The following is a 13,554-nucleotide window of genomic DNA, read 5'->3' on the forward strand; positions in this document are numbered from 1 at the left end:
AAAGGCGCCTCCCTTTATCGGACTTCGAGGACGTCACCGGTCAGACGATCGATCACCACACGCATATCATTGTCGCGGCGATCTAGACCGCGCACCACAAACACACCCCGACGCCGCGCGATGGTTTCCACTTCATTCATGCCTTCATCGCGCGCAATCCGCGCGGCGCGCCGCTCGCTGATCTCACCACGATCGGGCCGTCGGTCACGCATCACGCCGCGTTCGCCATCCGGGTTGACCTGAATGCCATTGGGACCAATCTCGATGCTCTGCGCATAAACGGGCGCAGCCGATATCAGCACTGATGCGATCACCGCAGCCATAGTCGAATATTTCATCATGACGCCTCTCCTTCGAGCGTGTTACGCCACCCGGAGCCAAACGGCTTCAAGACAAGCGCGTTCCCCGCTGAACGCTCAAATCTGCTAACAGCTGCAATATCTTGTGAATGTCCGCCGATCGTGGAAATGGCGAGCGTCTGTCTTGGGAGGCAGCTCGCTTAAGCCACGACCTGCAATTCCGTGCAGACCCGGTTGCGGCCCAGGCTCTTGGCCCGATAAAGAGCAGCGTCAGCGCGCTGAAAAACCACGTCAAATTCCCGGTCTGCAAGGGTGAAAAAGGCAATGCCGGCACTTGTTGTTGTCTGAAATGGTCCGGCATTTCCGAAAAAGGTGCGGGCAGACAAATCGTCCCTGATCGCCTCGGCGATTGTCAGTGCGCGGAAGTTGGATATATCCCTGATCACCACGAGAAACTCTTCCCCGCCAAGCCGGGCCGCCAGTCCGCTCTCCCCCACCAGGGCGCGCAGAATATTGGCAAATTCCTCCAATACGCGGTCCCCTGCTGCATGGCCGTGGCTGTCATTGATCACCTTGAACCCGTCGAGATCAAAGGCAATCGCCGCATCACCGGCTTTGAGCGGGGCGGTTGCAAGCAGACTGAACACCGCCCGTCTGTTCAACAATCCCGTCAGGCTATCGATCCTGGCTTCATTGGCATGCCGCTTTGCAATGCGCGCCTGCGTAAAGCTCAAGGATAATGCACCGATGCCGGTAATGCCGATGATCGCCATGATGGCATTCAGATCCTCGGCCCAGTTGCTTGGAATTGTGCGCATGGTCCATTGCTGCTCTGCCACAATGACCAGCGCACACAACACAAAGGAAACTGCAGTCAGGAAATAAAGCCCTACCATGCCAGACACCGGTACCGGTGCCTCCTGATACACGGACATGAAGGCGATCCCGATCCTGGTGAGGATGAGGGCGGCAAAAAGATTGAATATCGCAATGCCTATTCCGGCATAACCGATCATGATCGGCGTAATAATGACGCCGGTCATGATGACTGTCGCAACCACAAGCAGGCTGGTCGATATAGGCAGTTTCGAAACCGTATTGGCGCCGACAAGCAACAGCATGAAGCCGCAGGTCATGACGCTAAAAGCGATAATGGAGGAAGGAGCCAGCGCCAGATCCGAGGAATAATAGAATACAGATCCCACCCCGAGCACAATCATGCCCAGACAGCCCCACAATAAAAATCGATCCCATCGGTTCTGATACCAGACCGTCAAAATGGTCAGCGCCACAGCGAGGGAGCAAACGCCTGCGGCAAAGAAAAGAGTGTTCTGATCGAGTTCCAACGGTCGCTCACAGGTGCTGGTGGTGCATCTGCGAGGTTCTAGCCTGAAAACATTAAGGAATCGAGATATAAGCTGCCAGGCGCTCGCAGTGGGTTTTCGCATCAAACCACATCAGGATAATCGACAGGTTGGAGGCATGAGCGATGCCGGCAAGCGCTCTCGCGCCTTAACGAGCACGCCGTTTCTGGTTGAACAAGCATCAGAACGGCGCCGATCCACTTGATCCAGCACCAGGCAGCGTGTCGGACTGACACAGGGCCGCAAAGACCCCTTGTTTTGGCCCCTTGTTTTGGCCCTTTGTTTTGACCCTTGCCTTCACCTTGTTGCGGCAATGCGAATTGTTGTCGTCAAAAGCCGGTGATGTGTTTAAAAGGGCATCGACAAGCGGTGAAGACAAGAAAGATCAAGCAGCAATGAGTCACCAACTCCATGATCCTGGCGGCAAGGTCCGCCTCAAAGTCAAATCCGAGATCAGGAGCGATGCGATTTTCTCCGCCTGTGGCCGGTATCGCCGGCTTCTCAAGCGGGAATGGGATGGCGCCGAGAAACAGGGTTACGTGCTGTGGATAGGCATGAATCCCAGTACAGCCGATTTTAATGTCGACGATCCAACCGTGTTCAAGGAGCAGAAATTCACCCGCCGATGGGGCTACGGACGCTTTGTAAAATGCAATGTCATGGATTATCGCGCAACCAACCCCAAGATGCTGCTTGCAGACGGCGTGATACCGTGTACTGCAGAAAATCTGCAAACCATTGTCGAACAGGCTGTGGGCGCGGAAATCGTCGTCATGGCTTATGGATCGCTGCACAAGAAACTGGCGCATCACGGCCAGGCGGTAACAGATGCTTTGCGCGCTGCCGGCGTGAAACTGAAGGCGCTCAAGATCACCAATAATGGTTCCCCCGGCCATCCGCTCTATCTCAAGGATACCAGCGAGCTGATCGATTACTAGCCGCGAGACAGGCCGCGACCCCGGGGGCTTGCGGCAAGAATGGAAAGACACAGACGTGACGAACAAGCTTCTTCGCAACCAGGCGCAATTTGCAACACGCGCGGTCCATGTCGGTCAGGAGCCTGACCCCTTGACAGGCGCGGTGATCCCGCCCGTCTATCACGCCACAACCTACGTTCAGGATGGTATCGGAACCAGCAAGGGCTTCGACTATAGCCGCAGTGGCAACCCCACACGCAACGCGCTTGAAACATGCCTGGCGGATCTTGAGGGCGCGAGACTGGCCTTTGTCTTTCCCAGTGGCCTTTCTGCCGCTGCAACCTTGTTAGAAACACTTCCCGCCGGCTCGTCGATCGTCGCGCATAACGATCTTTATGGCGGTGTCTATCGTCTGCTTGCCGATGTGCGACCGCTCACGGCAGGCCATAAGGTTCATTTTGTCGATTTTTCGGACCAGGCTGCGCTTTTAAAAGCCGTGCAGGATCACAAGCCTGCCCTGTTGTGGTTTGAAACACCCTCCAATCCGACCCTGCGGATTGTTGATCTGTCGGTGGTGGCACAACTGGGAAGAAATGCCGGTGCTGTCACCGTCTGCGACAGCACATTTTCGTCGCCCGCAGGGCAGCGTCCCATCGAACATGGGATCGATGTGGTTGTTCATTCGGCAACCAAGATGCTCAATGGACATTCCGATCTGCTGGGCGGCGTGGTTGCCGTGTCCGCGCATGCGCCCGCCCAATTGGGTGAACGCCTGCAATATCTTCAAAATGCCCTCGGCGCCGTGATGTCCCCGCCCGATTGCGCGCTTTTGCATCGCTCGCTTAAAACGCTGGAAATCCGCTGCATAAGGCAGGCGGACACCGCGCTCAAACTGGCGCAGGCCCTTGAACAACGCGGACCGGAACTGGGATTGCGCAAGGTCATCTATCCCGGATTGTTGAGCCATCCCCAGCATGAACTTGCCAGGCGGCAGATGTTCAATTTTGGCTGTGTGCTCTCCATCGATGTCGAAGGGGATCTGGCAAGGGTCGAGCGGATTTTGACAACGACCCGCTATTTTCACTTTGCCGTGAGCCTCGGCAGCGTTGAAAGTCTTATCCAGCATCCGTTTTCGCTCACCCACGCCGTTGTCCCCGAAGAGCAGAAAAATGACCTTGGCATTGGTCCGCAATTGATAAGGATTTCCGTGGGTCTTGAAGACCCTGCAGACCTTGAGGCTGACCTCGTGCATGCGCTGCTGTCCAGTCAGAAAGGCTGAACGCGCAAATCCCCCTTGGTCTGTTGCGTCGGGGGAACGCGCCTCGCGCTGATCGGCCTTGCTGACGCTCTGCGGCGAGGCCAAAGCGATTTCCGCCTTGATGGCGCCGGTAAAAGAGCCTTGCAAGCCAGGCGTGCGGCATGTCGGCTTGCACGCCTGCACGATGCAGTTCACTATTGCTGGCCTGGCCCCTGCGCTCAGCCGCCAAGACTGCCCATCCTGCGCAAAGATGGCAGTATGCGGCCCGAAAAACGCAGGCGTCGTGTCGGAAGGAGCTTGCTTATGGACCCTAGCAGCAAACCACCCGTTCTGATCGTCGGTGCCGGCCCGGTCGGGCTGACCCTTGCTCTTGAACTGAGCCGGCTCAATATCGCTGTGCGCATCATCGACAAGGCAACCGCCCCAACACAGCAGTCAAAGGCGCTGGTGATCTGGAGCAGGACGCTTGAATTGCTGGGTGCGCGCGCGTCAGCCTTCATTGAGGCCGGTCTTGAGGTGACCCAGATATCGATCTTCAATCAACAAAGCCTGATCGGTCGTCTTGACGTCAGCGCGGTTCCCTCCGCCTTTCCATTTGCACTGATGATCCCGCAATCTGAAACCGAGCGCCTTCTCGAAGCCATGCTCAACAAACAGGGTGTCCGGGTTGAACGCGGTGTCGAAGCGGTAGCAGCCCGACACCATGATGCGGGCGTCCAGCTCGACACAATCAGCGCAATGGGCGCACACGAAACGCTGCATGGCCAGTGGCTGGTTGGGTGTGACGGCGCGCATTCGCTGCTGCGCAAATCAACCGGCGGAACGTTTGCGGGTGAGACGCTGGATAGTCATTGGGTGCTGGGCGATGTCCATATCCCTGATGCTCCACTTGCCGCAGAGGTTTCTGTGCATTGGCACCGCAGCGGCATATTGGTTATCTTCCCAATTTCTCGGCAACGGTTTCGCGTCGTTGCCAATATTGACAGCAATGAGAGCGACGAAGCTTTGCCGCCGTCGCTTGCCGATCTGCAGCGTTTGATCGATGAGAGGACCGGCTTTCGCTGCACGCTCCGTGATCCGGTCTGGCTTGCTGGCTTCCGGATCAATGATCGCAAATTGCGTTGTTATCGATACGGACGCATTTTTCTGGCCGGCGATGCCGCCCATATCCACAGTCCCGCCGGGGGGCAGGGGATGAATACCGGTATGCAGGATGCGTTCAATCTGGCCTGGAAACTGGCTCTGGTCATCAAGGGCATCTGCAGAGAGGATTTGCTCGATAGCTATTCGACAGAGCGAAGCCTTGTCGGCGATCAGGTGCTCAAGTCTTCCGGCCGATTGACCAGAATTGCCACCTTGAAGAACCCCGTCCTGCAGACGTTGCGCAACTTTGCTGCCCATCACATCCTGGGAATGGCTGCCGTCCAGCAACGGATCGCCAGCGCGATCACCGAACTCTCCGTCCATTACCCGCAAACTGCGCTGAACGGGCCGGCAGCGTCTTCAGGGCCGCAGCCCGGAGAGCGTTTCATCAGGCCGGCTACGCGGCAGGCAGCGCAGCCATCGATGGACGGACGTTTTACGCTTTATGCCGGTAAACCCGAGATCGCAGCGGAGACCCTTTCGCAGTTTGACACTCTCGTTGAGCCGCACATTCAGGAAAATGACAGCTCTGACATGTTTTATCTGGTCAGACCCGATGGTTATATCGGCTGTGTTACACAGGATGTGCAGGTGATCTTGAAATATCTGAACGATCTGGCGAGATAGCTTGAAGCCCTCATATGTCCGCCCGATTGGAAAATGAAGTCGCGCCAAGGTCCTGGGGGTGCCAACAACAATTGCGACCCGTTGCACTATGGAACCTGGGTACCCAGCCGTGTCAGCGCCGTCCTCAGCGGTGCGTCTGAAAGACGGATGAAGCCCGCATAGGGGTTTGCCATATCCACGATGGCAAAGATTGCGCCCGCGACAGAGAGCGCGCAGACGACAAGGATTGTGAGGACAGTCGGATTGGCCGGCGCCTGCAGGCCAAATGTTCCGAACAGCAGCGCAAGCCAGTAGATCAGAACCACGAGAAAGCCGAATGGCAGTCCCTCGTCGGATGACGCGACCCGCAGCCACTGCGCCTCGGCGAGCGTCCCACTGACTTCAAGAGCGCGGTTCTTGATCAGTTCGTTGGCCGAACGAGAGGGGATCAAGGCGCGCAGGGCCTGTTGAACCCTTTCAATGTCGAGCGAGACCGCTTCGGACCCTGTCGGGTTGAACGGTGCTGATTGAACACTCCAGCCCTGTTGCAAACGCGCACCGATCAGGTCCCGTAACTGCTGACGCGCCTCTCTCGTTTCCGTCCCGTATTGCGCCATCAAACGATCGACAAGCACGATGCGCGCCGCCGTGCTGGCCAGTTCGCGTTGTGCATCATCATAATCGGACTTCGCCGAGGCGATCAGCAAGCCGAGCGCCAAGGCTGAAAGCGTCGCGACGATCGCGGTCGCCAGACGGATGACATCCTTGGATTCCGCATTCAGATGGTGCGGGGGCAATCGGCGACGCAACACCATTCCGATCGCTGTTGCAAAACCGAGAGCGATAAAAATACCTGAGGCAAGCAGTACGGCATTCACCGTCATTCCCCTTCCGCTCATCGATGAAGGACCCGCCGTCGCGGACACTCGACCACCGTTGCCATCGCGCTTGCCGCGTTAACAGCGTGTTGTGGGTGTTTGTCGATGCTACGCACGCTTGGCTGTCCAACAAGCGCTTCAACGTCTTCAACCGCCGCCATGCTGCGCTGCATAGTCAATGCCGGCCTGAACCTCCGCCATCGCCTGCTCGACAAGCTGTGCGGCCCTTTCCTTGTGACCTCCCTTGTTTGGGGTCGCCTGATGCAAGGAATCGAGCGCATTTTGCAACTGCCGCAGCGCGGCGTCCATATTGCCCTGCGCAGCCCTGGCAGCCTTAGGGACGAACCCGACAAGCGCGCTGGCAGCAATCGCTAGCCCTGCGCCTGAGACGACATCCCGTCTTAAGTAATTAATGTCAGACATTGTATTTCTCTCTCTTTTTATAGCGTTTGACCGATTTCAATCCGTGCCGCTTAAGCGCTTGTTGCGGCCCAGGGCAGGGCAACTGTTTTCCATTGTCATTGGATGTTCCATGACGAGGCAGCGGCCAGAATATGCAATCGTCCCCACGAAGATACGCAAACAAGGTGCGGCAGCGACGGATCCATGCCGGCGCATTAATCGCTGCCTGGTAGCTATCGCTGATCATCGCGTTGCCTGCCATGACGTCGCGTTCCACAACGCTTGCTCGGTGCGGCTTTGACATTACCTGTATTTTGAGAGTAGCAAAAATACAGTGAAAATCCACAAGAGACACGCTGCCAACGGTCACTAAAAGCTCGCGCATCAGAAAAATGCAAGTAATGGCTGAAAATTTACTGCCGGTGTGACAGCGATGAACTTGAATCGCCGCTGCTGCATAGCACAAATCTCGAGCCTGGTTGCTGCACTTGCAGTTTGCAATCGCAACAATCTGTCATTTCGTTTCCTCCAAAACAGCCTCACCCTCGACGTGATCCCTGTTCGCAGGAAGCCCGCGTATCGCGGGCCAATGCAGCCCGCCCCCAGCGCGATACGGGAGGACTGATCTTCTGCTTCAAATGACTTTAGCAGCCAGACTATTGTTATGATCACACTAAAATAGTGGGATTAAGTACTTGTGGATACTTGTTGCTTGACGGATCAATTGCTGATAGAAGACCGGCCTCTGGGAGGAAAAACCGTCTGTGCGCGCTTGTCGCTGCCGGGCGGTTTTCCATTTTCAGACCCTGCGCATAACAGCCATGCATTTTTGCATGTTGTGAGAACCCGCGAAAATGCGTAGTTAGAACATGTTCAGTCTCACTCCTCCTCCCAGGGGCTGAACATGAAGCGCGGCACTCCTCCTCCCAAACGCCGCGTTTTCCAGATCAGCCCGCTTCGCACTCCTCCTCCCAGCGAAGCGGGCTTTCTTGTCTCTAGAGCCCAAAGCAGGCCGCGGGCTTTCCTGTGCGGATAATAGCATTTTCCACAGCGATAGATGGCGTGCGCGCCTGAAATTGCGCCACCGCTGATCCTCCGCGGATTGCGATGGAGTTCCGTATCAAACTGACGACGGGTCCCCTGGTATTTCTCACCCTTTATAGGGCAGTCTTGCGGCGAAAACGCGTCTCCAGTGCCACGAAACCCGCATTGATCAGAATGGCCAGACCCGCGACAATGAAGCCGCCCTGCAGGACGAAGGCGGTATTACCAGTCAAAAGGCCCGCGACAATCACTTCGCCCAATGTGCTTGCGGCTACCGTCGAGCCGATCGTGGCAGTGGATAGCGAGATGATCGCCGCCAGGCGCACCCCCGACAGGATCACCGGAAGCGCCAGCGGCAATTCAACATTGATCAGCAATTGCCGGTCTGTCATGCCCATTCCGCGCCCAGCGTCAACGACCGCAGGTTCCAGTTCCGTCAGACCGGTCAGTGTATTCTCGAAGATCGGCAGCAGGCCATAGAGCAGCAGCGCAATGAAAGCGGGAACCGAGCCGAAGCCAAAGATCGGAACCGCGATCGCCAGAACCGCCACCGGCGGAAAGGTCTGGCCAATATTGGCGATGGCGCGCGACAGCGGCAGAAATTCCCGGCCACCAGGACGCGTGGTCAGTACACCCAGCGTCACTGCAATCATCGTCGCAACCGCGGTCGCAAGTCCTACCAGCACCAGATGATTGATGGTGAGCGCCAGCAGGGAATTCTGTGTATAGATGGCCGGCGCATTGTTACGGGTGAAGGGCGCCAGAGCGCCTGCAAACCATTCCGGCTTCACAATGAAGCAGGATAGAACGATCAGCAATGCAGTTTTTAAGACCCAACCCGTTTTCATGCAATTCTCCGGGCATGGTCTTCAATTGCTCCTCTGGTCACCCGGCCAATAACCGCGCCATCGCGGCTCACTGGCAAGGCGCCGCGCCCTGACCACAGGCTTGCCCCAAGCGCATCGCGTAAAGACATATCGCTTGCGATCGGTTCCCCTGGCGCATCGCCGGGTTCGACGAGCGTGTCGACAGTGACCAGCGACAGCAGGCGAAACACCCGGTCACTGCCCCCACCCAGCAGGTCATGGACAAATTGGGTTGCGGGATGGGCTATAATCTCTTGCGGTGTGCCATATTGCAGAAGACGCCCCTTATCCATCACCGCAATACGCGTTCCCAGACGGATCGCCTCCTCCATGTCGTGGGTGACAAGCACGATTGTCGTGCGATAATGTTTCTGGATTGCCAGAAGATCTTCCTGCGCCTTGTCACGAATAATAGGATCCAGCGCACCAAAGGGTTCATCCATCAACAATATGGCCGGATTGGAGGCCAATGCCCGCGCCACGCCGATGCGCTGTTGCTGGCCGCCGGAAAGTTCATGCGGCATCCGGTCGCGATAAATGGCCGGATCCAGGTGGAACAGCGAAAGCAACTCGTCCACACGCGCGGAAATCCGTGCACGGTCCCAGCCCAGCAGGGTCGGAACAGTGGCGATATTCTCGGCAATGCTGCGATGGGGGAACAGGCCATGACCTTGAATGGCATAGCCGATGCCGCGACGCAGAATATGGGCACTCACCTCCCGATTGTCCTTGCCGTCGATCCTGATCACGCCAGCGCTCGGTTCCACCAGCCGATTGATCATGCGCATCAGTGTCGTCTTGCCAGAGCCGGACGTGCCGACAATGACCACGATTTCACCCGCATTGACGGTCAGGGAGACGTCATCAACAGCCTTTTGCGCGCCATAAAGACGAGTGAGGTTGGAAATCTCGATCATTGGACCTGTTCCTTGTTCTGTGGCGCACGGCTGATTTCAATCAATGCGTCAAGCAGGATAGCGGCGATGAAAGCCATGGCGACAGTTGGCAAGGCGCCGAGCAAGACGAGATCGGTCGCCGTCTGGGCAATGCCTTGAAAGACGAACATTCCAAGACCACCACCGCCGACCAGACCGGCAATGACGGCGAGGCCGATATTTTGCACAAGTACCACGCGGATTCCGGTCAGTATCACGGGAAAAGCCAGTGGCAGTTCAATCGATACGAGCCGTTGTCGGCGGGTCATTCCCACACCGCGTGCAGCATCCACCACAAAAGGCGAGACATTATCAAGTCCGGTCACTGTCGCCGAAACGATTGGCAGCAACGCATAGGCAACCAGAGCAATGAAAGCAGGGGCGGGACCAATGCCTGCAATCCCCAGTGCGGCCGCCCCAGGCATGTGAGCCCCCACCCAGGCCAAAGGGGCGATCAGTACACCGAACAAGGCCATGGAGGGAATGGTCTGGATCACATTGAAAAACGAGATCACCCCGTCGCGCAAGCGTTTGAAGCGATGAATGAGGATGCCAATCGGTGTGGCAATCAGAAAGGCTGCGATCAGTGATCCGATCGCCAGCAGCGCATGGGTCCGAAGGGCGCTGGCAAAGGCATCCCGGCGTGAGGCATATTCCTTGAGGATGGAAATATCACTCCACACACCACTGTAAAGAAGCAGCCCCAGCAGTGCCACGAAGATAAACAAAGCCGCAAGCCGCGACAGCGGCGCCAGACGCATGCGAACCAGTGTGTCGCCGATGGCAAGTGCCAGTGCGAAGGCGAGCAGCCAAACAGCTCCCCCTGGAGAAACGCGCGCGTAATTATTGCCAGCAGGGGGCAGGTAGCGGGCACTGAAGCCGATTGCTATCGCGGTCGCAACAAGCGTTGCCACCAATGCACAAAGACGAAGCTTGAGCGGAGAGCGCACGACCAGCAAGCAAACCGTGATCAGCATCAAACCAATCAGCAAAAGCGCCTGAGCAAGCGGGAGCGCGTTGAGAACTTGCACCGCAGCCGTCGCCGCAACCCGATTGGGTCGCAGGAGCGCGAAGGGCTGAAACAGCAATGAGAGAATAACAATGAGGGCGATCACCACCCCCAGTCGATCGATGCTGAAGCGTGAAGAGGCTGCAGTGTCTCGACCTGCGGTCATCTGCATGATGGATCCTGTTCATCCATTAAAGCCATCCGCGGAGCAAACCCCTGCCCAATTCTGCGCAGAGGAAAGCGACGATCGCAAGATCCTGTCGGATCCTGATCCGAAAGCATCCGGAATTATTTGATGAAGCCGTTCTTGGTGAGGTAATCACGGGCCACATCGCTCGCCGGTTCACCGCCGACCTGAACGCGACCATTGAGTTCCTGCAGGCTTTCAAGCGTGAAGGATTCAAAAACCGGCTTGAGAATATCAGCGATCTGCGGATGCTGTTTGAGGACCGCCTCCCGAATGATCGGTGTGGGTAGATAGACCGGCTGCACGCCCTTGTCGTCCTCAAGAACGACCAGATCAGCAGGCGCAATCCCACCATCCGTGCCATAAACCATCGCCGCATTGGCGCCGGACGTCTGTTGCGCTGCAGCGGCAATTGTTGCGGCCGTATCACCGCCCGAAAGGGTGATGAGCTGATCGGGTTTGAGTGTGAATTGATAAGCTGTCTGAAACGCCGGCAATGCAGTGGCAGAGCTGACAAATTCCGACGAGGCCGCAAGCTTCACGCTACCGCCATCACTGACATATTTACCAAAATCGCTCAGCGTTTTCAGCTTGTTTGGCTCTGCCACATCGCGACGCAGTGCAATGGCCCAGGTATTGTTGGCATTGGCCGGCGTCAACCAGACAATCTTGTTGGCGTCATAGTCGAGCTTCTTCGCCTCTTCATAGCCTTGTTGCGGCTTGTTCCAGACATCCAGATCGCCCTTGTTGAAGAAGAAGGCGGCGTTTCCGGTATATTCAGGATAGATGTCGATCTGACCCTGGGTAATCGCCTCACGGACGATCGGTGTTGCACCAAGCTGGATCTTGTCGACCACCGCAATATCATTGGCCTTGAGCACCTGCGAAATGATGTTTCCCAAAACACCACCCTCAGTGTCGATCTTCGACCCCACCACCACATCAGCCGCAAAACCAGGCGCCGCCGAAAAGACCATGCCAGCCAGCATGCCGGCCAAAATCACCGATGTCCTCATCCTATGTTCTCCCTCACAGTCATTGGCTGTTTACGTTTCAGGCTATTTAAAAACACCGGGCCGGGATATATCCCAGATTCCGAACAGAGGATGTCTCGACGAATGCAAGCCATCCCCATCTCGTTTATAGGCCTCTCAAACAACCCACCGCGAGGAATAAATTTCTACGGGCTATCCTCAGTGAGCAGCGAGACCATCTCATTTAACATCTTTGGTGCGAAAGTGTTCCGTCGCCAGACGAATGAAAGTATCTGGCGATGCTCGGCGCCCAAAGGGTACTGGGTGATGGGAAAGGGAAGACGGGCCACCACCGGTTCGGGCAGGATCGAAAGATAGCCATGGCGGGTCACCAGATTGATGATGACCGGAATTGAATCCATTTCAATCAGTCGAAGCTTGGATTGCGTCAGCGGACCAAGCACCCCTTCAAGATAATGCATCGCATGCTGTCTTATCCCGCTCTTGACACTGGGAAGCGCCAGCGGATGCCTTTGCAGGAATTGTGCCATGTCGCCTTCAAGCTGTGCCATAATCCGGTGATCGCCAATCAAGGCAAGCGGCGCATCGGAAACCACATGGCCGTCAAATTCCTTCGAGAAGTCGGCATGATCAATGAGGATCGCGTCATAACGCCGGCTTTTGAGGCCCGACACCAACTCTTCCGCGGTATTGGCCGAGATCGAAAGTGGCTGACGCGGATGCAGGCGTTCCCAACCGACCGTCAGATTGGCAAGGATCTGGGCGATGCTGCTTTCATGGCCCAGCGGCATCACCGAGCCGATCCGACAGGTCACCTGCTCACGGCGAAACCGGTCGGTGGCCGCATGGGACAGTTCTTCCCAGGTGCGGATAATCGCCTCGACAAGCGTCATCACCATCTCGCCTCTCGCCGTGCAACGCACGCCAGTTCGAGTGCGCAAAAGCAGCGCGCAATCGAGATTGCGTTCGAGTTCCGAAAGCTGACGCGTCAATTGTGGCTGGCCGACGCCCAGCTCTTTTGCGGCGGCACGTATGCTTCCGGTCTTCGCGGCGACCACGAACCGGACAAGCGCGGAAAAGCGAATAGTCGGCCGATCGTTGCCGTCGCCGGCAACAGCAAGCAAGGAGCGACAGAGGCGGGCCGCTTCTTCAAAAAGCCCCATCCGCTTCTGCGCCTCGAGCGTCAGACTGAGAACCGCGCCATCGCGCCGCAAAAGCTCAATCGCCAGCGCGCTTTCCATTCGTTCCAGCGCGGCGCTGACAGTGGAAGCGGCCCGCCGCTCCTGTCGTGCCGTTTCACGAATGGAACAGGTCGACAACAACGAATGAACGGTCAGTATCGTCGCACTATCCAAAACAGTCCCCCGAATTGTGTCGCAGCCGCGCGCTTCTTGCTCTGCCCGCAAAAGGTTAACATCTTTCCCTGCGAAAGGACCGGGCTTTCGGCTGGTCGCCCCCATCATCCCCATTCATCTCAACGCCCTTCATGAAAGAAGGCGCTGATGTCTGCGGCGACTATGACATGATCCAGCACATCCATAAGCTACGAGCGGCAGAAGCGATGGCCAGTCTGGCCGACATTGCAAGCGTGGGCAAGCGTGGGCAAGCGTGGGCAAGAGCGGGCGAGAGCGGGCGAGAAAGGGCAGGACTG

The 13,554-nt window shown here is 57.0% G+C and carries 13 protein-coding genes; 3 read left to right on the top strand and 10 right to left on the bottom strand.

Going from position 1 to position 13,554, the window contains the following annotated elements:
• Positions 1–14: 14 nt before the first annotated feature.
• Together ABWV94_RS19510 and ABWV94_RS19515 are read right to left on the bottom strand one after the other, a co-directional pair.
• Positions 15–341 (bottom strand): PepSY domain-containing protein, encoded by a 327-nt coding sequence (locus ABWV94_RS19510; protein WP_353415044.1) that lies wholly within the window; start codon positions 339–341, stop codon positions 15–17.
• A gap of 158 nt (positions 342–499) precedes the next feature.
• Complete coding sequence (locus ABWV94_RS19515; protein ID WP_353415045.1) at positions 500–1,645, bottom strand: GGDEF domain-containing protein; 1,146 nt, start codon at positions 1,643–1,645, stop codon at positions 500–502.
• 413 nt (positions 1,646–2,058) lie between these two features.
• Here ABWV94_RS19515 and ABWV94_RS19520 point away from each other — a divergent pair, with 413 nt between their 5' ends.
• The 3 genes from ABWV94_RS19520 (at position 2,059) to ABWV94_RS19530 (ending at position 5,608) form a co-directional block, all read left to right on the top strand.
• Positions 2,059–2,601: a DUF1643 domain-containing protein gene (locus tag ABWV94_RS19520; protein ID WP_113500197.1), complete on the top strand. Its 543-nt coding sequence runs from the start codon at positions 2,059–2,061 to the stop codon at positions 2,599–2,601.
• 55 nt (positions 2,602–2,656) lie between these two features.
• The gene (locus ABWV94_RS19525) at positions 2,657–3,859 is read left to right on the top strand and encodes a trans-sulfuration enzyme family protein (protein ID WP_353415046.1); all 1,203 of its coding nucleotides are present in this window, start codon (positions 2,657–2,659) and stop codon (positions 3,857–3,859) included.
• A gap of 282 nt (positions 3,860–4,141) precedes the next feature.
• Complete coding sequence (locus tag ABWV94_RS19530) at positions 4,142–5,608, top strand: FAD-dependent monooxygenase (protein WP_353415047.1); 1,467 nt, start codon at positions 4,142–4,144, stop codon at positions 5,606–5,608.
• An 86-nt stretch (positions 5,609–5,694) separates the two neighbouring features.
• Here ABWV94_RS19530 and ABWV94_RS19535 read toward each other — a convergent pair whose 3' ends face one another.
• From ABWV94_RS19535 to ABWV94_RS19570, 8 genes are all read right to left on the bottom strand, one after another.
• Positions 5,695–6,465, bottom strand: a complete 771-nt coding sequence (locus ABWV94_RS19535; RefSeq protein ID WP_162761804.1) for a bestrophin-like domain — start codon at positions 6,463–6,465, stop codon at positions 5,695–5,697.
• 147 nt (positions 6,466–6,612) lie between these two features.
• Positions 6,613–6,888, bottom strand: a complete 276-nt coding sequence (locus ABWV94_RS19540; protein ID WP_113500191.1) for a hypothetical protein — start codon at positions 6,886–6,888, stop codon at positions 6,613–6,615.
• On the bottom strand, positions 6,881–7,333 hold the full coding sequence (locus tag ABWV94_RS19545; protein ID WP_353415048.1) for a hypothetical protein: 453 nt from the start codon (positions 7,331–7,333) through the stop codon (positions 6,881–6,883). Before ABWV94_RS19545 ends, ABWV94_RS19540 begins: the two co-directional genes overlap by 8 nt.
• Before the next feature lie 691 nt (positions 7,334–8,024).
• Positions 8,025–8,759, bottom strand: coding sequence for an ABC transporter permease (locus tag ABWV94_RS19550; protein ID WP_353415049.1), 735 nt, complete (start codon positions 8,757–8,759; stop codon positions 8,025–8,027).
• Entirely contained in the window at positions 8,756–9,694 is a 939-nt protein-coding gene (locus ABWV94_RS19555) for an ABC transporter ATP-binding protein (RefSeq protein ID WP_353415050.1), read from the bottom strand. The genes ABWV94_RS19550 and ABWV94_RS19555 overlap by 4 nt, the downstream gene beginning before the upstream one ends.
• Positions 9,691–10,893 (bottom strand): ABC transporter permease, encoded by a 1,203-nt coding sequence (locus ABWV94_RS19560; protein WP_353415051.1) that lies wholly within the window; start codon positions 10,891–10,893, stop codon positions 9,691–9,693. The genes ABWV94_RS19555 and ABWV94_RS19560 overlap by 4 nt, the downstream gene beginning before the upstream one ends.
• A gap of 116 nt (positions 10,894–11,009) precedes the next feature.
• Positions 11,010–11,897, bottom strand: coding sequence for a glycine betaine ABC transporter substrate-binding protein OsmF (osmF, locus tag ABWV94_RS19565; RefSeq protein WP_502905195.1), 888 nt, complete (start codon positions 11,895–11,897; stop codon positions 11,010–11,012).
• 191 nt (positions 11,898–12,088) lie between these two features.
• On the bottom strand, positions 12,089–13,258 hold the full coding sequence (locus tag ABWV94_RS19570) for a LysR family transcriptional regulator (RefSeq protein WP_353415053.1): 1,170 nt from the start codon (positions 13,256–13,258) through the stop codon (positions 12,089–12,091).
• Positions 13,259–13,554: the final 296 nt, after the last annotated feature.

The organism is Brucella sp. NBRC 12953, assembly GCF_040369775.1.
GTDB classification, from domain to species: Bacteria; Pseudomonadota; Alphaproteobacteria; order Rhizobiales; family Rhizobiaceae; genus Brucella; species Brucella pseudogrignonensis.

Excerpts from the sequence above, each read along its gene's own strand:
- ABWV94_RS19550 (WP_353415049.1), bottom strand. The coding sequence starts at position 8,759 with ATGAAAACGGGTTGGGTCTTAAAAACTGCATTGCTGATCGTTCTATCC.
- ABWV94_RS19520 (WP_113500197.1), top strand. The coding sequence starts at position 2,059 with ATGAGTCACCAACTCCATGATCCTGGCGGCAAGGTCCGCCTCAAAGTC.
- ABWV94_RS19560 (WP_353415051.1), bottom strand. The coding sequence starts at position 10,893 with ATGCAGATGACCGCAGGTCGAGACACTGCAGCCTCTTCACGCTTCAGC.
- ABWV94_RS19510 (WP_353415044.1), bottom strand. The coding sequence starts at position 341 with ATGATGAAATATTCGACTATGGCTGCGGTGATCGCATCAGTGCTGATA.
- osmF (WP_502905195.1), bottom strand. The coding sequence starts at position 11,897 with ATGCTGGCTGGCATGGTCTTTTCGGCGGCGCCTGGTTTTGCGGCTGAT.
- ABWV94_RS19540 (WP_113500191.1), bottom strand. The coding sequence starts at position 6,888 with ATGTCTGACATTAATTACTTAAGACGGGATGTCGTCTCAGGCGCAGGG.
- ABWV94_RS19555 (WP_353415050.1), bottom strand. The coding sequence starts at position 9,694 with ATGATCGAGATTTCCAACCTCACTCGTCTTTATGGCGCGCAAAAGGCT.
- ABWV94_RS19530 (WP_353415047.1), top strand. The coding sequence starts at position 4,142 with ATGGACCCTAGCAGCAAACCACCCGTTCTGATCGTCGGTGCCGGCCCG.